This window comes from Mycolicibacterium neworleansense, assembly GCF_001245615.1.
Classification (GTDB): domain Bacteria; phylum Actinomycetota; class Actinomycetes; order Mycobacteriales; family Mycobacteriaceae; genus Mycobacterium; species Mycobacterium neworleansense.
On record NZ_CWKH01000001.1, the window covers coordinates 785,135 to 805,834 of the forward strand.

Sequence of the window (20,700 nt, forward strand, 5' to 3'; positions counted from 1 at the left end):
GAGGTAACCAAATTGGGTGGTCTACAACCCTGGCACTGGGTCATTGTCATCGCGGTGTTCGTGCTGCTTTTCGGCGCCAAGAAGCTGCCGGATGCCGCGCGCTCACTCGGCAAGTCGATGCGGATCTTCAAGTCCGAGATCAAGGAGATGCAGTCGGATTCCGCGGCGTCCTCCGCGGAGGCCCCGCCGGCCAAGCCGATCGCCTCCGAGCGGGTCGAGGCTCCTGCTCCCGAGCAGTCCCCGGACCGCCACACGGCCTGACCCGTACGGCGCCCCGATCGCGGTCATCGCCCGCGGTGACCGGTCGCGCCTACAGCCAGGCCGCTAGAACACGCCCGTGACCTCCGGATTCATCAAGAAGCTCGACCCCCGCCGCCGCCGCTCGCGGGTCAACCCCGACGGCACGATGTCGTTGGTCGACCACCTGCACGAGCTCCGCAATCGTCTGCTGATTGCAGTGCTCGCCGTGCTGCTGACGACGATCTTCGGCTTCCTCTGGTACACCCACGGTTTCTTCGGCCTGCACAGCCTGGGGGAATGGCTGCGCGGGCCGTACTGCGCGCTGCCGGAGTCGGCACGCGCCACGATCGCCCCGGACGGCGAGTGCCGGCTGCTGGCCACCGGGCCGTTCGACCAGTTCATGCTGCGCCTGAAGGTGGCGCTGGCCGCCGGGCTGGTGATGGCCTGCCCGGTGTGGCTCTACCAGCTGTGGGCGTTCATCACGCCGGGTCTGTACAAGAAGGAACGCCGCTTCGCGATGGCGTTCGTCGGCGTGGGCGCTGTGCTGTTCATCGCCGGCGCGATCCTGGCCTACGTGGTGCTGGCCACCGCCCTGGGCTTCCTGCTCACCGTCGGCAGCGACGTGCAGGTCACCGCGCTGTCGGGTGAGCAGTACTTCGGCTTCCTGATCAACCTGCTGCTGGTGTTCGGCATCAGCTTCGAGTTCCCGCTGCTGATCATCATGCTCAACCTGGTCGGCATGCTCAGCTACGAGCGGCTCAAGGTCTGGCGCCGGGGGCTGATCTTCGGCCTGTTCGTGTTCGCGGCGTTCGCCACACCCGGCTCTGACCCGTTCACCATGCTGGCGCTGGCCTGCGCGCTCAGCCTGCTGCTGGAGTTCGCCATCCAGGTCGCGCGGTTCAACGACAAGCGCAAGGCCAAGCGTGAGGCGCTGGAGGTGCCCGACGATGAGGCCGCGCCGATCCCCACGGTGGAACCGGTGCCGACACCGGAACCGGTCACCGAGCCGGACGTGAGGGCGTCGCGAATCGACATCGATGACGATGCCACCTGATCCTGACGATCGATCCGGCGGCGAGCTGACCAGGTTCACCGCCGAATATCCCTTTGCGCTCGACGATTTCCAGCTCCGTGCCTGCCGCGCGCTCCAGAGCGGTCACGGCGTCCTGGTGTGTGCGCCGACCGGGGCGGGCAAGACCGTGGTCGGCGAGTTCGCCGTGCACCTGGCGCTGGCCGCGGGCGGCAAATGCTTCTACACCACCCCGATCAAGGCGCTGAGCAACCAGAAGCACAACGATCTCGTGGCGCGCTACGGCGCCGACAAGATCGGGTTGCTCACCGGCGACCAGTCGATCAACGGCGACGCCGACATCGTGGTGATGACCACCGAAGTGCTGCGCAACATGCTCTATGCGAATTCGCCTGCACTACAAGGTCTTTCGTACGTGGTAATGGACGAGGTGCACTTCCTGGCCGACCGCATGCGCGGTGCGGTGTGGGAGGAGGTGATCCTGCACCTGCCCGAGGACGTGCTGCTGGTCAGCCTGTCGGCCACGGTCAGCAATGCCGAGGAGTTCGGCGGCTGGATCCAGACCGTACGCGGCGACACCACCGTCGTGGTCGACGAACACCGGCCGGTTCCGCTGTCGCAGCACATGCTCGTCGGCAGGCGGCTCTTCGACCTGTTCGAGGGCACGAACAGCACCCTCGTCGACCCGGAACTGTTGCGCCACATCAGCCATCGGCGTGAGGCCGACCGACTGGCCGACTGGCAGCCGCGTGGGCGGGGCCGCGGCGGCGGCCGTCCCCAGCTGTACCGGCCGCCCAGCCGGCCCGACGTGATCGCCACCCTGGACGCCGCGGGGCTGCTACCCGCCATCACCTTCGTGTTCTCGCGGGCCGGCTGCGACGCCGCGGTGCAACAGTGCCTGCGCGCGCCCCTGCGGCTGACCACCGACGAGGAGCGGGCCCGGATCGCGGCCATCGTCGACCGGCGCTGCGCCGACCTGGCCGAATCCGACCTGATCGTGCTCGATTACCACCAATGGCGCGAAGGCCTGCTGCGTGGGCTGGCCGCTCACCACGCCGGGATGCTGCCGGTGTTCCGGCACACGGTCGAGGAGCTGTTCACTGCGGGCCTGGTCAAGGCGGTGTTCGCCACCGAGACCCTGGCGCTCGGCATCAACATGCCCGCCCGCACCGTGGTGCTGGAGCGGCTGGTGAAGTTCAATGGAGAACAGCACGTGCCGTTGACCCCGGGGGAGTACACGCAGCTGACCGGACGGGCCGGGCGCCGCGGCATCGACGTCGAAGGCCATGCCGTGGTGCTGTGGCGGCCCGACGACAGCAACGCCGAACCCGCGGAGGTCGCCGGGCTGGCCTCGACCCGAACCTTCCCGCTGCGCAGCTCCTTCTCGCCGAGCTACAACATGACCATCAACCTGGTGCAGCAGATGGGCCCCGAACAGGCCCACAAGCTGCTGGAGCGCTCCTTCGCCCAGTATCAGGCCGACCGGTCGGTGGTCGGACTGGTCCGCGGGGTCGCGCGCGGTGAGCGGATGATGGGCGAGCTGGCGGCCGAACTCGGCGGCAAGGACGCGCCGATCCTCGATTATGTCCGGTTGCGGACCAAGATCGGTGAGCGTGAGCGCGCGCAGTCGCGGGCGTCGCGGCTGCAACGCCGCAGGGCCGCCACCGATGCCCTGGCCGACTTGCGGCGCGGCGACATCATCACCATCACCCACGGCCGGCGCGGCGGGCTGGCGGTGGTGCTGGAACCCGCCGAACGCGGCAGCGACGACCCGAGGCCGCTGGTGCTCACCGAACACCGCTGGGCCGGCCGGATTTCGTCGGCCGACTATTCGGGTGCGTCGGCCCCGTTGGGGACGATGACGCTACCCAAGCGGGTCGAGCACCGGCAGCCACGGGTGCGCCGAGACCTGGCGTCGGCGTTGCGGTCGGCGGCAGCAGATCTGTCGGTGCCCTCCAAGCGCTCGAGTCGTGGCGCCGCAGCCCCCGAGCGGGACGTCGATCCCGAACTGGCCGGGCTGCGTGAGGAACTGCGGCATCATCCGGCACATCAACTGCCCGGCCGCGAGGCCCAGGCCCGGATCGCCGAACGTTACCTGCGTATCGAACGGGACAACGCCCAGATCCAGCAGAAGGTGAATGCGGCGACGAACTCGCTGGCGCGCACGTTCGATCGGATCGTGGCGCTGCTCAGTGAACGCGGCTTCATCGAAGCCGCTTCGGGACAGCCCAAGGTCACCGATGCCGGCCGTCTGCTCGCCCGCATCTACAGCGAGAGCGATCTGCTGGTGGCCGAATGTCTACGGGCCGGGCTGTGGGACGGTTTGCAGCCCTCAGAACTTGCCGGCGTGCTCTCGGCCGTGCTGTTCGAATCGCGCGGGGACACCGCTGGGGGCACGGTGGGCGTCGACATTCCCACCGCGGGCCTGCGTCGCGCGCTGGCCCAGACCCGGCGGGTGTCGGCGGATCTGCGTGGCGACGAACAGCGGCACCGACTCGCTCCGAGCCGCGAGCCCGACGAGGGGTTCGTCACCGCCGTCTACCGGTGGGCCACCACGGGGGATCTGGCCGCCGCGCTGGCGGCCTCCGATGTCAGCGGTTCGGGTTCGGCACTGTCGGCGGGTGATTTCGTGCGATGGTGCCGCCAGGTGCTCGATCTGCTCGACCAGGTGCGCAATGCCGCGCCCACTCCTGCCCTGCGCAATACCGCGAAACGCGCCGTGAACGACGTTCGACGCGGTGTTGTTGCTGTTGATGCGGGGTAGTGTTGCAGGCGCTACCGAACAGGATCAAGGAGAACCATGAGCGGACCGCAGGGATCTGACCAGGGACAGCAGTGGCCCGGTCAGCAGCCTGAGCCCGGGGGGGACCAGGCGCAGGGCGCCGAGGCATGGCAACCGCCCACCCCCGCTTCCGAGGATGCTGCGTCGCAGACTCCGGCCTGGCAGCCCCCGGCGTACACGCCGCAGCAGTACCCGTCGTACCAGCCGCCTTCCCAGGGCACGCAGCAGCCGGATTACTCGCAGGCGCAACAGCCGCAGTACCCCGGGCCCGAGCAGTACGGCCAGCAGGCCTACCCGCCTCCCGGTCAGCCGCAGTACGGACAGGTGCCGGGCTATGGCCAGCAGCCCCAGTACGGGCAGCCGGGTCAGCCCCCGCAGTTCGGTCAGCCCGGGCAGTTCGGTCAGCCGGGGCAATACGGCCAGCCGGGCCAGTACGGCGCACCCGGCCAGTTCGGGCAATACGGCGTTCCGGGTGCCTCTGGGGAATCCAAGCGTTCGCTGGCGATGATCGGCAGCATTGTCGGCGGGTTGGTGGCCCTGCTACTGGTCATCCTCGCCGTCACAGCGTTCTGGCTGCCGGGATGGGCCGTGACGACCAAGCTCGATATCAACAAGGCCCAGAGCGGCGTCGAGCAGATCCTGACCGACAAGACCAACGGCTACGGCGCCACCAAGGTGTCCGGCGTCAAATGCAACGACGGTGAGAACCCGACGGTCAAGAAGGATTCGACCTTCGATTGCGAGGTCACCATCGACGGCACCAAGCGCAAGGTGACGGTGACCTTCAAGGACGACAAGGGCACCTACGAGGTCGGTCGACCCAAGTAGGCCCCGCTGATCAGCCGGGCAGTCGGTCGAGGGCCGACTGCAACCGGCTGATCGAAGAGGTCACCCCGTACGCCGCGGCCAGCTCGGCGACCCGCGCGGGGTCGCCCGCGGCCAACGGCAGCTCGTCGGTAGTTGTGGACAGGTGCACAGGGGCGTCGACGGCCACCCGCACCACCGGTTCGGCCGCGGCCATGTAGTCGGCGGCGGCCAGCAGCTTGGCCCGATGTGCCTTGGACAGTGAGGATTTCGGGTCCTCGGCGGCCGCCTGAATGCCCTGCAGGGAGCCGTGCCGGGCCAGCAGCGTCGCGGCCGTCTTCTCGCCGATCCCCGCGACTCCGGGCAGCCCGTCCGACGGGTCCCCGCGCAACAGGGCCAGTTCGGCATATGCCGGCCCGGCCCGGTCGATCGGAACTCCGTACAGCTCGGCGACTTCCGCCGGGCCGTACTTCGTCGCCTTCGCCAGTCCCCGGCCGATGTAGAGCACGCGCACGGTGGGGGCCGGCTCGTCGCGCACCAGTTGAAGCAGGTCGCGATCACCGCTGACCACCACCACCGGATCGTGCTGCTCACGCATCGCCAGCGTGCCGAGTACGTCGTCGGCTTCGAACCCGGGCGCCCCGGCCGTCGCGATGCCGAATGCGTCGAGCAACTCCATGATCATGTCGACCTGCGGGGTGAGGTCGTCGGGAACCTCCTCGACGTCGGGAATGCCGTCGGGCTGCGGCTGTTCCACGCGGTGCGCCTTGTATGACGGCACCAGATCGACTCGCCACTGCGGCCGCCAGTCGTCGTCACGACAGACCACCAGGCGGCGCGGTCGCTCCCGGGTGACCAGCGTGGCGATCGAGTCCAGGAACCCGCGCACGGCGTTCACCGGCCGGCCATCGGGCGCCTTGATCGACGAGGGCACACCGAAATACGACCGGAACCACATGCTGGCACCGTCGAGGAGCAGAACTGGGTCGCTCACTGGGTCCTCCCGAAGACATATGAGGCGGCGGTGACGGCTTTGCCGCCGGCACCCTCGTCGTACAGGGTGGCTCTTACAGCGATCGTGCCGCCGGCACCGGACAGTACCTGGGTGTCGACCCGGAAGGGTCCGGCCTTGCCGCGTGCCAGGAACATCACATGCGACGAAAGTCCTTGCAGTGCATCGATTTTTGCCGTGGCAGCGGCTTGTTCCATGGCGGCGGTCTCCAGGATCACGAACTGCGGGCCGATGTGCAGGGCGGCATCCGGTGAGGCCACTTCGATCGCCAGTTCGCCGAGCGCCCAATGTCCGTCAGGTCGCTTGTGGCCGCCGAACACCTGCCACAGCGGCGGAAGATCCGGACCGTCGACGATGTCGATCGGATCGAGCGGCATCTTCTCCAGGCCCTCCGGCGGCGTGCCGATCGAGATGCCCTGTCCCTCGGTGAGCGCGATGACCCGATCCGGATCGTCGGCGTCGACGATCACCGACCGGCTGTAGGCCAGTTGCCCGCCTTGCTTGAGTACCTCGGTGTCCACCCGGATGCGCGCCACATCCACGGCCGGGTCCAGCATCTGACAGGAGTGGATGACCGGGTTGGGGACGGCTTCCAGATCACTGACGCCACCACTGTCGGGCGAGGAGATGCCCAGCACGGCGAGCAGCAAGCCGCCTGCCGGGTTGCGCATGTCGCGTCGCAAGGTCACCGTGTCGTCGACCGGACCCAGGTCCATCGAGGAATACGAACGCCCGAGGTAGCGGTAACTGAGCAGGCCGCCCCAGCGCCGGCGCAGTTCAGCGGCATATGCCTCGGGATCGTCGGTGAGATCACGGATGTCACGCAACATTCCAGCGACAGTAGCCGGTGAGACGGTGTGGCTGGACGGACACCACGCTGACGCAGCGATTAGCCTCGTTGCCATGACCGTGAGCCGATTCAGCACCGACGTCTACGCCCACCGGCTCTCCGCGGCCGCGTCAGCAGCAGCAGACGCCGGGCTGGCCGGTCTGGTCATCACCCCGGGCTATGACCTGCGGTACCTGGCGGGCTCACGCGCGCAGACCTTCGAGCGGCTGACGGCGCTGGTCTTGCCCGCCTCGGGGGCCCCGACGATCGTGGTGCCGCGCCTGGAGCTCGCTGCTCTCAAGGAGTCGGCGGTCACCGAACTCGGTGTGACGGTTCGTGATTGGGTGGACGGCCAGAACCCGTATCAAATGGTCGCTGACGCGCTCGGCGGGCCGGGTAGTGCCGTGGCGGTCACCGACTCGATGCCTGCCCTGCATCTGCTGCCGCTCGCCGACCTGCTCGGGGTGGTTCCGGTCCTGGCCACCGATGTGCTGCGGAAACTGCGGATGATCAAGGACCCCGCCGAGATCGACGCCCTGCGCAAGGCCGGTGCGGCGATCGACCGGGTGCACGCCCGGGTTCCCGAATTCCTGGTGCCTGGCCGCACCGAAGCGGACGTGGCCGCGGACATCGCCGAAGCGATTGTTGCCGAAGGACATTCGGAGGTGGCATTCATCATCGTCGGATCCGGTCCCAACGGTGCCGACCCGCACCACGAATGCTCGGACCGTGAGCTCCGTGCCGGCGACGTCGTCGTCGTCGACATCGGTGGGCCGTATGAGCCTGGCTACAATTCCGACTCCACCCGCACCTACTCGATCGGTGAGCCGGATCCCGAGGTGGCGCGGCGCTACGCGGTGCTGCAGCGCGCCCAGCAGGCGGCCGTCGCGGCCGTACGGCCCGGGGTAACCGCCGAACAGATCGATGCGGCCGCCCGCGATGTCCTGGCGGCCGAGGGCCTGGCCGAGGCGTTCGTCCACCGCACCGGACACGGCATCGGACTCTCGGTGCACGAAGAGCCCTACATCGTGGAGGGGAACGACCTGAGGCTGGAAGCCGGGATGGCGTTCAGCGTTGAGCCCGGCGTGTATTTCCCCGGACAGTGGGGCGCCCGCATCGAGGACATCGTGGTGGTCACCGAGGACGGCGCGGAGTCGGTCAACAACCAGCCGCACGATCTTGTCGTGGTGCCGGTGAACTAGCCGGAAACTAGCCTTCGCTGCGGTCCAGCAGCTCCGAGGAGCCCAGGACGCGTTCGATCCGCACCTCGATCACCACGCGATTGGGGTTGATCCGCGGGGTGCGGTAGCGCTGGGCATACCGCAGCTCGGCGTCGCGCACCGCGTCGGCCTCGCTGCTCACCGTGGACTTGCCTTCCAGCGACAACCAGCGGGCACCGTCGACCTGGCTGAGTACCGCGATGCCGCGCTCGTGCGCGTTCACCGCCTTCTGCGAGCCGCCGTTGGTGATGACCCGGGCGATGTGGGTCTTGGGATCGAAGGTGAAACCCACCGCCACCACGTGCGGGGAGTTGTCCGAGCGCAGCGTGGTGAGCATCGCCAGGTGGCGTTCGGTCAGGAACGCCAGCGCCTCGCTGGTGAGCTTGGTGGTTGCCTTGCCACGAGATGTAGCCATCGGGGTCCACGCTAGCGCAGGACATAATCGCTGCCATGGATGACACGGCTGGCACGGATCCCCGTGTCGTGGTGATTTTCGGGGGCCGCAGCGAGATCGGTGTCGAACTCGCGGTCCGGCTGGCTCCGGGGGCGGTCGTCGTGCTTGCCGCGCGCCGCACCGATCAGCTGGTCGAGCAGGTCGCGGCGGTGCGCGCCGCCGCGGTCCATGTCGCCGAGTTCGATGCCGACGACACCGCGGGCCACGCCGGTGTCGTCGACGCCATCGAAGCCGCACACGGACCGATCGACACCGCGGTGCTGGCCTTCGGTGTGCTGGGGGATCAGGATCGCGCCGAGGTCGACGCGGCCCATGCCGTGGCCGTCGTCCACACGGACTACGTGGCCCAGGTCGGCCTGCTCACGGTGCTCGCTCAACGCATGCGTACCAGGGACCGGGGCCGGCTGGTGGTGTTCTCCTCGATCGCCGGAGCCCGGGCCCGCCGCGCCAACTACGTCTACGGTTCGGCCAAATCAGGCCTGGACGCGTTCGCCTCCGGGCTGACCGATGCCCTCCACGGAACCGGCGTGCAGCTGCTGATCGTTCGGCCGGGATTCGTCATCGGCCGGATGACCGAGGGCATGGAACCGGCGCCGTTCTCCAGCACGCCGGCGCAGGTGGCCGAGGCCACGGCCAAGGCGCTGGCTCGCGGCAAACGTGCGGTGTGGGTGCCGTGGGTGATCCGGCCGATGATCTTCGTGACGCGGTTCGTGCCGCGGCCGATCTGGCGCAGGTTGCCCCGATGAGCCGCTTGCGCGAAGAGAGAAGGGCCCGGTGATCACCGTGGTCGGCATCGGCGCCGACGGGATGACCGGTTTGTCGCAGACCTCCCGCGATGAGTTGGGAAGAGCGACCGTGGTGTACGGCTCGCCGAGGCAGCTCGAATTGCTCGACGGCAGTGTGACGCCGGACCGTCGCGAATGGCCGTCGCCGATGCTGCCGGCCCTGCCGACTCTTTTCGGCGATGCTGATGTGCACGTGGTGGCCAGCGGTGATCCGATGCTGCACGGCATCGGTGCGACGTTGATCCGGTTGTTCGGCAAGCAGCGGGTGCGGGTGCTGCCGCACGTGTCGAGCGTGACGCTGGCCTGTGCGCGGATGGGCTGGACGGTGCCCGATACCGAGGTGATCAGCCTGGTCACCGCCGAACCGCACACTGCGGTGCGTCGCGGCGGCCGTGCGGTCGTGCTGTCCCGCGATGCGCAGACCCCCGTGACGCTGGCCCAGCTGTTGGACGAATCCGGCCGGGGCGACTCGGAATTGACCATCTTGGAGCAACTGGGCGGGCCGGGGGAGCGCCGTCACGACGGCACCGCCCGGGACTGGGCGTCGGCCGGGCCCATGGGTGTGGACGACCTCAACGTGGTGGCGGTGGTCTACCGTCCCGATGATCGTCGGGCCCATGCACTGCCCGACGAGGCGTTCGCCCACGACGGACAACTGACCAAGCAGTCCATCCGGGCGGTCACCCTGGCGGCACTGGGGCCGCGGCCCGGAGAACTGTTGTGGGATGTCGGCTCGGGCTCGGGAAGCATTGCGATCGAATGGTCGCGCAGCGCACCGGGATGCTCGGCGGTCGCCTTCGAACGTGACGAGCAGCGCCGCGACCGGCTCGTCGGCAACGTCACGGCCTTCGGGGTGCGCGTGGACGTGCGTGGCGGCGCCCCGGAGGCCCTCGACGGTGCGGTCGAGCCCGACGCGATCTTCATCGGCGGCGGGGTCACCCAGCCCGGATTGCTGCAGGCCTGTTTCGACCGGCTGCCCGCCGGCGGGCGGCTCGTGGTCAACGCGGTCACGCTGGAGTCTGAAGCGGTTGTGGCGCAATGGTATTCAAAGGAAGGTGGCGAGGTGCGGCGATATCAGCACTACCAGGGTGGCGCGATCGGCGGATTCACCGGCTGGCGCCCGGCACTGCCGGTCACCCAATGGGCGGTGGTGAAGCGATGACGGTGTACTTCATCGGCGCGGGTCCGGGCGCTGCTGATCTGATCACCGTGCGCGGTGCCCGGTTGCTCGGCAGTTGCCCGGTGTGCCTGTACGCCGGGTCGATCATGCCCGACGACCTGCTGGCGTTGTGCTCGGCCGATGCCAAGGTGGTGGACACCGGGCCGCTGAACCTCGACCAGATCATCGACGAGTTGGTGGCCGCGGACAAGGCGGGTGTGGATGTGGCACGGCTGCATTCGGGTGACCCGTCGATCTACAGCGCGCTGGCCGAGCAATGCCGCAGGCTCGACAAGCTGGGCATCGGCTATGAGATCGTGCCGGGCGTACCGGCGTTCGCCGCGGTGGCCGCCGCGCTGGGCCGGGAGCTCACCGTGCCCGGCGTCGCCCAGACCGTCACCCTTTCCCGGGTGGCCACTCTGTCCACGGCGATGCCCGAGGGCGAGGACCTGGGTACCCTGTCGGCGCCGGGGGCGACGCTGGTGCTGCACCTGGCCGCCGCGCAGATCGACAACATCGTCCCGCAGCTCATCGACGGCGGGTACCGCCCCGAAACCCCGTGCGCTGTGGTGGCATTCGCCAGCTGGCCGCAGGAGAGCGTGTTGCGCGGCACCCTGGCCGACATCGCCGAGAAGATGCATGCGGCCGCGGTGACCAAGACCGCGGTGATCGTCATCGGCGATGTCCTTGCCGCCGAGGGATTTTCCGACAGCTACCTGTACTCGTCAGGGCGGCGTCGTGGGGCCACCCACTGATGAAAGTGCTCCTGCTCGGCGGTACCGGCGAGGCCCGTGCCCTGGCCGCGCGTCTGCACCCCGAGGTCGAGGTGATCAGCTCGCTGGCCGGCCGGGTTCCGGATCCGGCGTTGCCGGTCGGCCCGGTGCGTATCGGTGGGTTCGGCGGAGTGGACGGGATGCGCCAGTGGCTGGTCGACGAGCATGTCGACGCGGTGGTGGATGCCACCCATCCCTTCGCGGCCACCATCACCGCGCACGCCGCGCAGGTCTGCGCTCAGCTTGAGGTGCCTCATCTGGTGCTGGCCCGGCCCGCCTGGGGGCCGGGGTCGGCGATAGTGGTGGGGTCGGACACCGAAGCAGCCGACACCGTCGCCAACAACGGCTATTCGCGGGTCTTCTTGACCACCGGCCGGTCCGGAACCGGGGCGTTCAAAGGCGTCGACGCGTGGTTCCTGATCCGTGCGGTCACCCCACCGGACGCCGACACCCTGCCGGCGGATCATGAGCTGCTGCTCTCCCGCGGCCCGTACGACTACGAGGGTGAGCTGGCTCTGTTGCGCGAGCACCGTATCGAGGCGCTGGTGACCAAGAACAGTGGCGGCGCGATGACCGAGCCGAAACTGCGCGCGGCGGCGGCCGCCGGGGTACCGGTGGTGATGGTGGACCGTCCGCCGCTGCCGCCCGGGGTGCATACGGTGACGACGGTTGAAGAGGCGGCCGCTTGGGTTCGGGCCAAAATCGCAGGCTGAAGCGGCCGGCAGCAGTAGGCTCCGAACCGTGGCGGAGACGTCATACGCACCGTGCGGCGGTCTGAGTCTCGCCTACCAGGTATTCGGAGACGGACCCGTCGAGCTCGTCTACGCCGGGTCTTTCGTCAGCCACCTCGAGCTGTTTTGGACGATGCCCGAGTTCGAGGCCTTCATGGACCGGCTCTCCAGCTTCTGCCGCGTCCTGCTGTTCGACAAGGCCGGCGTCGGGTTGTCGGACCCCGTGCCCCAGGTGCGCACGTTGGAGGATCGGGCTGCCGAGATCGAGGCGGTGATGGACGCCGCCGGTTTCGGACGGGCCGTCTTGTTCGGGGTGAGTGAAGGTGGCCCCGCCACCACCCTGTTCGCGGCGACCCGGCCCGAGCGGACCCGGGCCTTGATTCTCACCGGCACGTTCGCGTACTTCGGCATCGCCGGATGGGATGACTTCGACCGCGACCCGGCCGACCTCCATGCGCGGATGCTGACCGAGGTGGGCGCGGGGTACGCGCCGTCGGCCGCGCAGTTCGCCCGATTCCAGGAGTTCGGCCGCGCGAGCGCCTCGGGCTGGGGTACCGGCGCAGCACTGAGATGCCTGCTCCCTACGTTCGGGTCGGTCCGCCAACTCGGGATGTTCGAGCGCATGAGCGCCAGCCCCGGGATGGCCCGGGCCACGCTGGAAGCCGCGTTCCGGATCGACGTCCGGCCGATCCTGCCCACCATCGCGGTGCCCACTCTGGTAATCCATGCCACCGGCGATCTCGTCCCGGTCCAAGGCGGGCGGTACCTCGCCGAGCACATCCCGGGTGCCCGGATGCTCGAGGTCGACGGCACCGATCACGTTCCCTGGATCACCAATCCCGACGAGATCACGACCGAGATCGAGGAGTTCCTGACCGGCAGCCATGGCGCACCGTCGCAATCGCACCGGGCGCTGCGCACGGTGTTGTTCACCGACATGGTCGCCTCGACCGAGCATGCCGCGGCCACCGGCGACGAGCGGTGGCGCGCGGTGCTCCATCGCGTCGGCGACACCACCGCGGAACTGGCAACGCGATTCGGGGGCACAGTGGTGAAGAGCACCGGTGACGGCCACCTGGTCACCTTCGACGGCCCGACACAGGCGATCCGCTGCGCCGAGGCCGTGCGCGATCAGACCAAGACGGCGGGCGTAGAGATTCGCGCCGGAATCCACACCGGCGAATGTGAACTGTTCGACGGCGACATCGGCGGAATCGCGGTCCATATCGCGGCGCGCATCCTGGCACTGGCCGGTGCGGGAGAGATCCTGGTGTCCAGCACCGTCCGCGATCTGGTGGTGGGCTCGGGGACCGGCTTCGACGACCGTGGTGATGTCGAGTTGCGAGGTGTGCCCGGCACCTGGCGGCTCCTGGCGGTCGACCGCCACGGAGCACGGGCCGGATCGACCGAGGCCGTACTCGCTTCTGTGCCGACTCCTGGGCCCAGGCCGACGATGCGCCGATCGGATCACGCCATGGCGATGATGGCAAAACGGATGCCCAGCCTCATGCGCGGGATGGCTCGGGTCACCCCGAGTGCCCGCTTCAGCAGGTGACCCCGGTCAGGTGTTGATCAGCTCGAGCGTGCCGAGCTCCCGGATCGCCTGGCAACCGCGCTGAGCCATCACCACCATCATGTCGTCACCGCGCTCGGTGGAACTGGCGAAGGCTGTTCCGAGCACCGTGATCAGTGGTGCCTGCAGCATGCCCAAACGATAGTCCTGCCAACAGGTTTCACGGTCGTATCCGGTGACGCCGTGGGACAGCACCCGTTCGTGGTACGCCTCGACGAGGTCGGCTTCGGCCGCCGCCCGCACGGCCGGGTCCAGGCTGGTCGCGGTGAAGTACGACAGGTCGCGGGACGGCAGGCCGGAACCGAGTGTCTGCCAGTCCACCACGGTGATCCGGGTGCGGTCGGGGTCGAACAGCATGTTGTCCAGGCGGTAGTCGCCGTGAAGGATGGCGAATCGTTCCGGTTCGGCCAGCAGCCACGGGGTGACCATCGACATGGCCGTGCGCATGGTGTCGTGATCTTCGGCGCTGAGCCGGTCGCCGAGTTTGTCCAGGGTGATGTCGGCCGCCATCTTGGCGACATCGCCGAATCCCTTGGCGGAGTCGGGTTCCGGCTTGGGCATCGCGATACCGGGGAAGTTCGCCCACCGCGGGTCCGCCCACGTCGGCCCGTGCAGATCCGCGAGCGCCAGGACGGCAAGGGTGGCCTCGGCCGGTGTGCAGCCGGCGATCTGATCGCCTTGTTCGGCCGGTGCCATGTCAGCCAGGAGTAGGACGAAATCAGCTCCCTCGCCGGCGATTTCGCAGTGGTGACAGCGGGGGACGGGGATCTGCACGTGGTCGGCCACGTTGGTGTAGAAGGCGTGTTCCGAGCGGTAGCCGATCGTGACGCGGTCACGCACCGTCTCGTCCTGCGACGGCAACTTGACCGCGAACGTGGCAGGCAGGCCGGCGTCGTCACGGTAGGTGACCGACACCCGGTAGGTGGCACCCGTCTGACCCGTACCGATCGGCGCGGTCTGCACCGAAGCCACCTCGGCGCCGAGCACCTGCGACAACCATGCGGCGGTCACCTCGGCGGGCGTGCCGGGAATCGACTTGGGGATCGGCCCCGCCGTGGTCACTGCACTGCTCCGAAAATCGAGCCCATCCACATCGCCTCCGCACCTTCCAGCAGTTGTTGTCGAGACAATGGCCCACCGACGATGAACCGTTCCAGCAGTCGGTCGTTGAATTCCATGAGCAGGGTCGCCAGCACCACGGGATCGACACCGCCGGGGGCGCGTCCTGCGGTCCGCTCGGCGGTGATGACCGCTGCGACGGTGGGGACGAAGGACTCGCGGGCGGCGTCCCACAGATCCCGGACTGCCCCGCTGGACCCGCGGGCCTCCAACATCGCCTGCACCAGGTATCGGTGATCCTCGGCGGTCCGCAGGACGGCCTCGATGGTGTCGTGGACGCGGTCACGCGGCGGTCGGGTGGTGTCGGCCAGGATGTGGTTGGCGGCGAACAACGCCTCGTACATGGGCTCGACCAGGGCCGCGACTGCCGTGGCCTTGTTCTCGAAATAGAAATAGAAGGCCGAGCGGCCGACTCCGGCCTGCCGGGCGACCTCGGCGATGTTGAGCGCGTCGAACCCGGTCTGCCTCAGATGGTCGTCGAGGGCGACAAGGATCGCGGTCCGCCGCTGGTCACTGCGTTGCGGTTGGCGCCGGTCGACCGGCGACCGTACACCTGCGCCCTGCTGTGCCACGCGTCTCCCATCCACATGATGTGACGCCGGACACTAATAGCGATTTTGACAAACGTCAATGTTCGTCGACAGAAGTCAGATCGTCGGCGATCAGCCGTCTCAGTTCCTCGGAGGCGGCCCGGCGGACCGTGTCGGCCTCCTCACGCAGACCACGGATCTGCGCCTCGATCGCGTTGACCCGATCTTGCAGTTGCGCGAGCTGCTCGACCTGGCGACGACGGAGTTCACCCTCCGGACCGTCGGAGCCGAGCACCTTGAGCTGTTCGGCGATCTGGCTCTGCGCGGCGTAGTCCTCGGCGCGGCCGGCGTCCAGGCGCTCACGTTCGGTGTCGAGGCGGTCGGCCTGCTCCCACCGCCGGAGTACACCGGAGAGTTCGTCGATGGTGGATGCGTCCAGCGACCGTCCGGCCAGCCATTGCTCCAGCTGGCGCGGGGACAGGTCGTGGTAGGCGATCTCGGAGTAGATCGGCCAGGTTTCCAAGACCGTGGCTTCGACGGTCTGGTGCCCAGGCACCGAAACCCGGACCCGGTGCCAGGTCCCGTCGTCCTCGGTATCGGCCACGCCGTCCAACGGGACAATCCGGTGGTCTGGAAGCCGGATCAATTCGAAGATGACGTCGACAGCCTCGTCATGGTCGTTCTGGGCCCGAAGCCGGTAGCGCTTCTCGACCCGCTGCTCCTCGACCACTGCGTCGTGGGCCAGACGTACCCGGGCGGTCACCCTGCCGGCCTTGCTCGTGGAACGACAGCGCACCGCAAGATCTTTCGCGAACGCCAGCCGCACCGTCGCGTCGCGCGCGGTGAACGGCATCATCGCCTCACCGGCGTAGCTGTCCTGCTCGTGTCCGTCGCGTTCATAGATGACGACGGGCCCTTCCTCCAGCACCACGCCGGTGTTGTTGGTGAAGGCCAGCACCACGTCGGGGGCCGGTGCACCGTCCCGCCAGACCAGCTCGCGGCGGACCCCGTCGACACGGGACACCGCCAACGGCACCATCGCGGCACCGCCACGCTTCAGTGACACCGGAGCCGTCAACCGGTACTCGAAATACTCGCCGCTGTCAGCGGTTTCGACCTCGGCCACGGCCTCCTCGTAGGCGCCGAAGGCGCCGTCGGCATCCGGCATCGCGGCCGGCGCCGCCATTGCGCTCGCGACGCCCCGGGTCTTCCGGCCGATGGCGACACGTTCCTGTTCCTCGACGACGGCACGGCGCACCTTCCTACCGTGGTACAGATCGATGTCGAACGAGATCGGTTGCCCGGTGGTCAAAGTCAACGCAACGTCGGTGAGATCCTCGTCGATCGGGTTGTGCACGATGCCCATGGCGGCCACGACCAGCGCATCACCGTCACGTACCAATCGATACGAGACCCGCCACATGGGTGCCGGAACGATGTAGGAGAGCCGAGCCTGCTCGGCCCGCCCCCGAATCTGTACGGTCACCTGGCAATCCTGGCCCGCGGTCGCGGCACGCGAACGGTCGATCAGATAGGCCAGGTCGGCACGGGACGGATCTTCGATCAAATCGACCCGCTCGGCGTCGGCCAGATCGACCAGGCTCACGGCACCGGCTTCGGTGCGCAGCACCAGCAGGCGGCGGTGCTCTGCGGAGTCGTCGAGACCGATAACCTCGCCGCGGTGACGACTGTCGCCGCAGCGGATCTCCACCGCGCGGCCACGCAGTGCCTCGATGAGTCCGAGCAGTGCTCCGCCCGGCTCCAGCAGCAGGTTGCGGTCGGCCAGTTCGGTGCGTGGATCGGTCGGGCTGTCGAATGCGACGGTGCCCATCGACGCCTGCCCGCCGGTGATCTCGACCGACAGCGACTTCAGCACGTCCTTCATGTCGTCCCGGCGAAACGTCAGCTCGAAATCGCCGTCGACGGGTCCGGAGCGGCTGACGTAGGCCACACCGTGCTTGTACATGACGAGACGATCCACCGCCGGGCGTGAGCTCATCCCGCGACCCTAGTCCGCACCGCGAAATTCGGTGGGGGAGGCGGGCGGACGGATCAGCTCGGGTAATGCCGCGGGGTGAACACCCGGTCCTCGGTGGTGTCGCCGGCGGCCGAACCGGTGTACCACTGCGTCTGCGACGAGCCGATGATCAGCATGGTGCGCATGTCCACCTGGGCCGGATCCAGATCGGCCAGCCGCACCACGGTCACCCGCTCACCCGGACCGGGCTGCGCACCGGAGACGGCCCGGGCGACGACCACCGGTGTGCTCGGATCCCGGTACTCCAGCAGCAGTTCGCGCATGGCGCCCACCTGCCAGGTGCGGGTCTTGGAGGCCGGGTTGTAGATCGCCAGCGCCAGATCGGCCTTGGCCGCGGCCCGCAGACGTTCGACGATCACGTCCCACGGCTTGAGCCGGTCGGACAGCGAGATCACCGCGTAGTCGTGGCCGAGCGGGGCGCCCACCCGGCTGGCGACCGCCTGCGCCGCCGTCATCGCCGGAATCACCCGGACCTCGACGCCGGGCCACTGCTTGGCCTCTTCGAGCACCGCGGTGGCCATCGCGAACACGCCGGGATCGCCGGAGGACACCACGGCGACGGTCCGGCCTTCCTGGGCCAGCTTGCAGGCCAGTTGCGCGCGGGCCGGCTCGTCGGTGTTGTCGCTGGGGTGGTGATGCTGCCCGGCGCGGGCCCCGACGCGATCGAGATAGGGGCCGTAACCGATCAGGTCGGTGGCGGCGGCGAGCTCGCGGCGGCTCTGCGGCGTCATCCAGTCCGAGTCGCCGGGTCCGAGGCCGACGACCACCACGCTGCCTTGCGGTGCGGTGGAGCGGGATCGGCCGGGAACCATGGCCAGTGAGAAGTACGGCACCTTGATATCCGCGCTGCCTTCGCTGCCCACCTCGCGGGCCGGCGAGACCCGTTGCCGGTCGGTGCTGGCCCGCTCGACGTAGTAGGCCTCGTCCAGCCGCCCGGACGACTCCAGGGCGTCCCGTACCCGGGTGTAGGAGCGGCCCAGCTTGAGCACGACCGCCGCATCGGTGTCGGCCAGGCGGCGCTCCAGTTCCGCGGTGGGCAGCGTGCCGGGCAGGATCGTCAGGACGTCATCACCCTGCACCAGCGGGGTTCCGGTGGCGGCCGAGGCCGCGCTCACCGAGGTGACGCCGGGAACGATGACGGCCTCGAACCGCTCGGTGAGCCGGGTGTGCATGTGCATGTAGGAGCTGTAGAACAGTGGATCGCCCTCGGCCAGCAGGGCCACGTCGCGGCCGGCCTCCAGGTGCGCGGCGATGCGCTCGGCCGCGGCGGCGTAGAAATCCTCCATCGCGCCGACATAGCCGCCGGGATGGTCGGTGGTTTCCGTGGTGACGGGATAGACCAGGTGTTCTTCGAGCTGACCGTCACGCAGGTAGGGCTGGGCGATGCCCCTGGCGATGCTGTGACCGTGCTTGGCGCTGTGGTAGGCCACCACGTCTGCCGCGCCGATAAGGCGGGCCGCCTTGACCGTCACGAGCTCGGGATCGCCCGGGCCCAGCCCGACGCCATACAGCGTTCCGCGTTTCGTCGTATCGGTGCTCACTCGTGCTCACTCGCAATCGCATTGACGGCGGCCGCAGCCATCGCGCTGCCGCCACGCCGGCCGGTCACCACCAGGTAGGACATTCCCCTCGGACGTTCGATCAGTTCATCCTTGGACTGCGCCGAGCCGACGAACCCCACCGGTCCGCCCAGCACCGCGGCGGGTACCGGCGCGCCCTCGTCGAGCAGTTCCAGCAGCCGGAACAGTGCCGTCGGCGCGTTGCCGATCGCGACCACCGCTCCGCCGAGGCGGTCGGCCCACAGATCGACCGCGGCCGCCGAGCGGGTGAATCCCAACTTCGCCGCCAACTCCGGGGCACGCGCATCGGCCACCAGGGAGACCACCTCGTTGTCGGCGGGCAGCCGCGAGCGCGTGATCCCGGCGGCGACCATCGACGAGTCGCACAGCACCGGCGCTCCTTCGGCCAGGGCAGCGTGCGCCCTGGTCACGACATCGTCGCTGTACGACACGTGATCGGCGACGTCGACCTGGCCGCAGGTGTGGATCAGCCGGACGACTACCCGCGACACATCGTCGGGGAAGCGCGACAGGTTCGCCTCGGCGCGGATCGTCGCGAACGACTGCCGGTAGATCTCGGCGGCGTCACGGATGTAGTCGAGCACCCGCATACCCTACGGGGGCGCGATACGCAGCCGGTATCCGTCCTCGGTGGCGATCAGGACCTCGCCGGTGGCCGGGCTGCCGCAGGCCCGCTCACAGCCCACGAAATGCCGGTGCGTCTGTGTGGGCGCGTCGACCGATTCGGCGGCGTCAGCCCGCACATCGGCGGCGGACTTGGCGCATCCGGGGCTCCCGGTGCACGCGCTGACCCGCAGCCACGGCGAATTCTCGTCGAACACCAGCCCCAGCGGCGCCAGCACCCGAAGTGACGCGTCCGCGACCCCTTCGCCGACATCGCACACCAGCACCGAACGCCACGGGGTGATCACCAGCGGGGCCTCGATCGCCGCGAGGAAATGGGCGACCCGGGCCTGCAGAACCCCCAGCGGCACCGCGGCGCCCAGCGCCACGCGCGAGTCGCGCTGCTCGATCCAGCCGACCGGCGGTGTCACCGTCGGCGGCCACGTGGCCCCGGCCGGAGCGCTGGGGGTGAAGCCGTCCAGCAGCGCCGCATGGTCGTCGAGTTCGGTTACCCGCCAAGCCTTTCCGCGGGTGGCGACGAATCTTCTGGCCATCTCGATCAATGTGGTCACGGCGTCGCCGGTGTCCAGTCGCACCCCGGTGTCGCGTCCGGCGAGCAGTAGCGCACAGCTGCCGTCGTCGCGGGCGTGCACCCCGGCATCGGCGTCGATCCCGGACACGTCGCCGCGGCCGTCGTCCAGGCTGAACCAGAACCTGCCCGGCAATCCGGCCAGCGCGGGGTCGGCCTGGATGGCGCGGTCGAGGTCCCGCACCATCGGGCGGACATCGATGATGCCGCCGGAGCGCCCGGACAATGGTGAGGCCACGATGTTGCGGGCCCGCTCGTGCGTCGCCGAGGGCAGCAGGCCGGCATCGGCCAGGGCGGTGGCGGCTGCGCCGGTATCGGTCACCGCGCGGATCTGGATGTTGCCGCGCGAGGTCAGTTCCATTGCGGGAGAACCGAACTGCTCGGCAGTCTCGGCCAGTGCGGTCAGTTGGGCCGCGGTGATCATCCCGCCGGGTAGCCGAATTCGCACCAGGGCACCGTCGGCGGCCTGGTGCACCGTCAGTGCACCGGGGCAGGCGTCCTGGTCGCGGGTCCTGGTCATGGTGCCCGCCATCTTACTTTCGGCAACATCTGTGACATCGGTCACAGGTTCGGAAACCTGTTCGGTCGCTTACAGATCGGCGATTTTTGCCCCTTCGGGACGTACCGTTTATGAGGGTTCCCGGGACCACCGGTACCGGGAAGTTGAAACGCAATACCCAAGGCTCTGACGAAAGGAGCGAACCATGCTTGCATTTGGTGCATTCACCGCATTCGTCCTGGTGCTTGTCATGGCGGCGGGCTCGCCGTATCGGCAGTCGTGGCACGACCGCTTCGGCGAGACCCAGCCCTGATCGTTGCCGGCCGTGCCGCACCGCCTGCCCTGACCGG

19 protein-coding genes are annotated in these 20,700 nt (G+C 68.8%); 10 read left to right on the top strand and 9 right to left on the bottom strand.

Annotated features, from left to right (window positions below; translation table 11 throughout):
- Positions 1 to 12 precede the first annotated feature (12 nt).
- The 4 genes from tatA (at position 13) to BN2156_RS03700 (ending at position 4,880) form a co-directional block, all read left to right on the top strand.
- Entirely contained in the window at positions 13 to 261 is a 249-nt protein-coding gene (gene tatA, locus BN2156_RS03685) for a Sec-independent protein translocase subunit TatA (RefSeq protein ID WP_090510326.1), read from the top strand.
- Positions 262 to 337: 76 nt separating this feature from the next.
- On the top strand, positions 338 to 1,294 hold the full coding sequence (gene tatC / locus BN2156_RS03690) for a twin-arginine translocase subunit TatC (RefSeq protein ID WP_090510328.1): 957 nt from the start codon (positions 338 to 340) through the stop codon (positions 1,292 to 1,294).
- Positions 1,278 to 4,034 carry a DEAD/DEAH box helicase gene (locus tag BN2156_RS03695; protein ID WP_407661598.1) on the top strand — a complete coding sequence of 919 codons (2,757 nt, stop codon included), beginning with the start codon at positions 1,278 to 1,280 and terminating at the stop codon, positions 4,032 to 4,034. Before tatC ends, BN2156_RS03695 begins: the two co-directional genes overlap by 17 nt.
- Positions 4,035 to 4,070: 36 nt before the next feature.
- A complete protein-coding gene (locus BN2156_RS03700; protein WP_090510331.1) occupies positions 4,071 to 4,880 on the top strand; it encodes a DUF4333 domain-containing protein in 810 nt (269 codons plus the stop codon).
- A 10-nt stretch (positions 4,881 to 4,890) separates the two neighbouring features.
- Here BN2156_RS03700 and BN2156_RS03705 read toward each other — a convergent pair whose 3' ends face one another.
- A complete protein-coding gene (locus BN2156_RS03705) occupies positions 4,891 to 5,850 on the bottom strand; it encodes a 5'-3' exonuclease (protein WP_090510333.1) in 960 nt (319 codons plus the stop codon).
- The gene (locus BN2156_RS03710) at positions 5,847 to 6,698 is read right to left on the bottom strand and encodes a hypothetical protein (RefSeq protein WP_090510335.1); all 852 of its coding nucleotides are present in this window, start codon (positions 6,696 to 6,698) and stop codon (positions 5,847 to 5,849) included. Before BN2156_RS03710 ends, BN2156_RS03705 begins: the two co-directional genes overlap by 4 nt.
- Positions 6,699 to 6,771: 73 nt before the next feature.
- Here BN2156_RS03710 and BN2156_RS03715 point away from each other — a divergent pair, with 73 nt between their 5' ends.
- A complete protein-coding gene (locus tag BN2156_RS03715) occupies positions 6,772 to 7,899 on the top strand; it encodes a M24 family metallopeptidase (protein ID WP_090510338.1) in 1,128 nt (375 codons plus the stop codon).
- Between the two features lie 7 nt (positions 7,900 to 7,906).
- On the opposite strand, the gene BN2156_RS03720 is transcribed toward BN2156_RS03715, so the two are convergent.
- A complete protein-coding gene (locus tag BN2156_RS03720) occupies positions 7,907 to 8,332 on the bottom strand; it encodes a F420-dependent biliverdin reductase (protein WP_090510339.1) in 426 nt (141 codons plus the stop codon).
- A gap of 35 nt (positions 8,333 to 8,367) precedes the next feature.
- Here BN2156_RS03720 and BN2156_RS03725 point away from each other — a divergent pair, with 35 nt between their 5' ends.
- From BN2156_RS03725 to BN2156_RS03745, 5 genes are read left to right on the top strand one after another with little or no spacing between them, the layout of a single operon-like run.
- Positions 8,368 to 9,117, top strand: coding sequence for a decaprenylphospho-beta-D-erythro-pentofuranosid-2-ulose 2-reductase (locus tag BN2156_RS03725; protein WP_090510342.1), 750 nt, complete (start codon positions 8,368 to 8,370; stop codon positions 9,115 to 9,117).
- A 28-nt stretch (positions 9,118 to 9,145) separates the two neighbouring features.
- Positions 9,146 to 10,318 (top strand): precorrin-6y C5,15-methyltransferase (decarboxylating) subunit CbiE, encoded by a 1,173-nt coding sequence (cbiE, locus tag BN2156_RS03730; protein WP_090510344.1) that lies wholly within the window; start codon positions 9,146 to 9,148, stop codon positions 10,316 to 10,318.
- The gene (gene cobM / locus BN2156_RS03735; RefSeq protein WP_090510347.1) at positions 10,315 to 11,070 is read left to right on the top strand and encodes a precorrin-4 C(11)-methyltransferase; all 756 of its coding nucleotides are present in this window, start codon (positions 10,315 to 10,317) and stop codon (positions 11,068 to 11,070) included. The genes cbiE and cobM overlap by 4 nt, the downstream gene beginning before the upstream one ends.
- Positions 11,070 to 11,801, top strand: coding sequence for a cobalt-precorrin-6A reductase (locus tag BN2156_RS03740; RefSeq protein WP_090510350.1), 732 nt, complete (start codon positions 11,070 to 11,072; stop codon positions 11,799 to 11,801). Before cobM ends, BN2156_RS03740 begins: the two co-directional genes overlap by 1 nt.
- Positions 11,802 to 11,829: 28 nt before the next feature.
- A complete protein-coding gene (locus BN2156_RS03745; RefSeq protein ID WP_090510352.1) occupies positions 11,830 to 13,374 on the top strand; it encodes an adenylate/guanylate cyclase domain-containing protein in 1,545 nt (514 codons plus the stop codon).
- Between the two features lie 6 nt (positions 13,375 to 13,380).
- Here the strand turns inward: BN2156_RS03745 and BN2156_RS03750 are convergent, their stop codons facing one another.
- Genes BN2156_RS03750 through cobG form a run of 6 tightly spaced genes read right to left on the bottom strand, consistent with a single transcriptional unit; the run spans position 13,381 to position 20,371 of the window.
- Positions 13,381 to 14,436 carry a phosphotransferase family protein gene (locus BN2156_RS03750; RefSeq protein ID WP_090515439.1) on the bottom strand — a complete coding sequence of 352 codons (1,056 nt, stop codon included), beginning with the start codon at positions 14,434 to 14,436 and terminating at the stop codon, positions 13,381 to 13,383.
- A gap of 14 nt (positions 14,437 to 14,450) precedes the next feature.
- Positions 14,451 to 15,083, bottom strand: coding sequence for a TetR/AcrR family transcriptional regulator (locus BN2156_RS03755; RefSeq protein WP_090510355.1), 633 nt, complete (start codon positions 15,081 to 15,083; stop codon positions 14,451 to 14,453).
- 55 nt (positions 15,084 to 15,138) lie between these two features.
- On the bottom strand, positions 15,139 to 17,040 hold the full coding sequence (locus BN2156_RS03760; protein ID WP_090510358.1) for a hypothetical protein: 1,902 nt from the start codon (positions 17,038 to 17,040) through the stop codon (positions 15,139 to 15,141).
- Between the two features lie 53 nt (positions 17,041 to 17,093).
- Entirely contained in the window at positions 17,094 to 18,620 is a 1,527-nt protein-coding gene (locus BN2156_RS03765; protein ID WP_090510362.1) for a precorrin-2 C(20)-methyltransferase, read from the bottom strand.
- Positions 18,617 to 19,243, bottom strand: a complete 627-nt coding sequence (locus tag BN2156_RS03770) for a precorrin-8X methylmutase (protein ID WP_090515441.1) — start codon at positions 19,241 to 19,243, stop codon at positions 18,617 to 18,619. Before BN2156_RS03770 ends, BN2156_RS03765 begins: the two co-directional genes overlap by 4 nt.
- Positions 19,244 to 19,252: 9 nt before the next feature.
- Positions 19,253 to 20,371 (bottom strand): precorrin-3B synthase, encoded by a 1,119-nt coding sequence (cobG, locus tag BN2156_RS03775; RefSeq protein WP_090515443.1) that lies wholly within the window; start codon positions 20,369 to 20,371, stop codon positions 19,253 to 19,255.
- Positions 20,372 to 20,700: the final 329 nt, after the last annotated feature.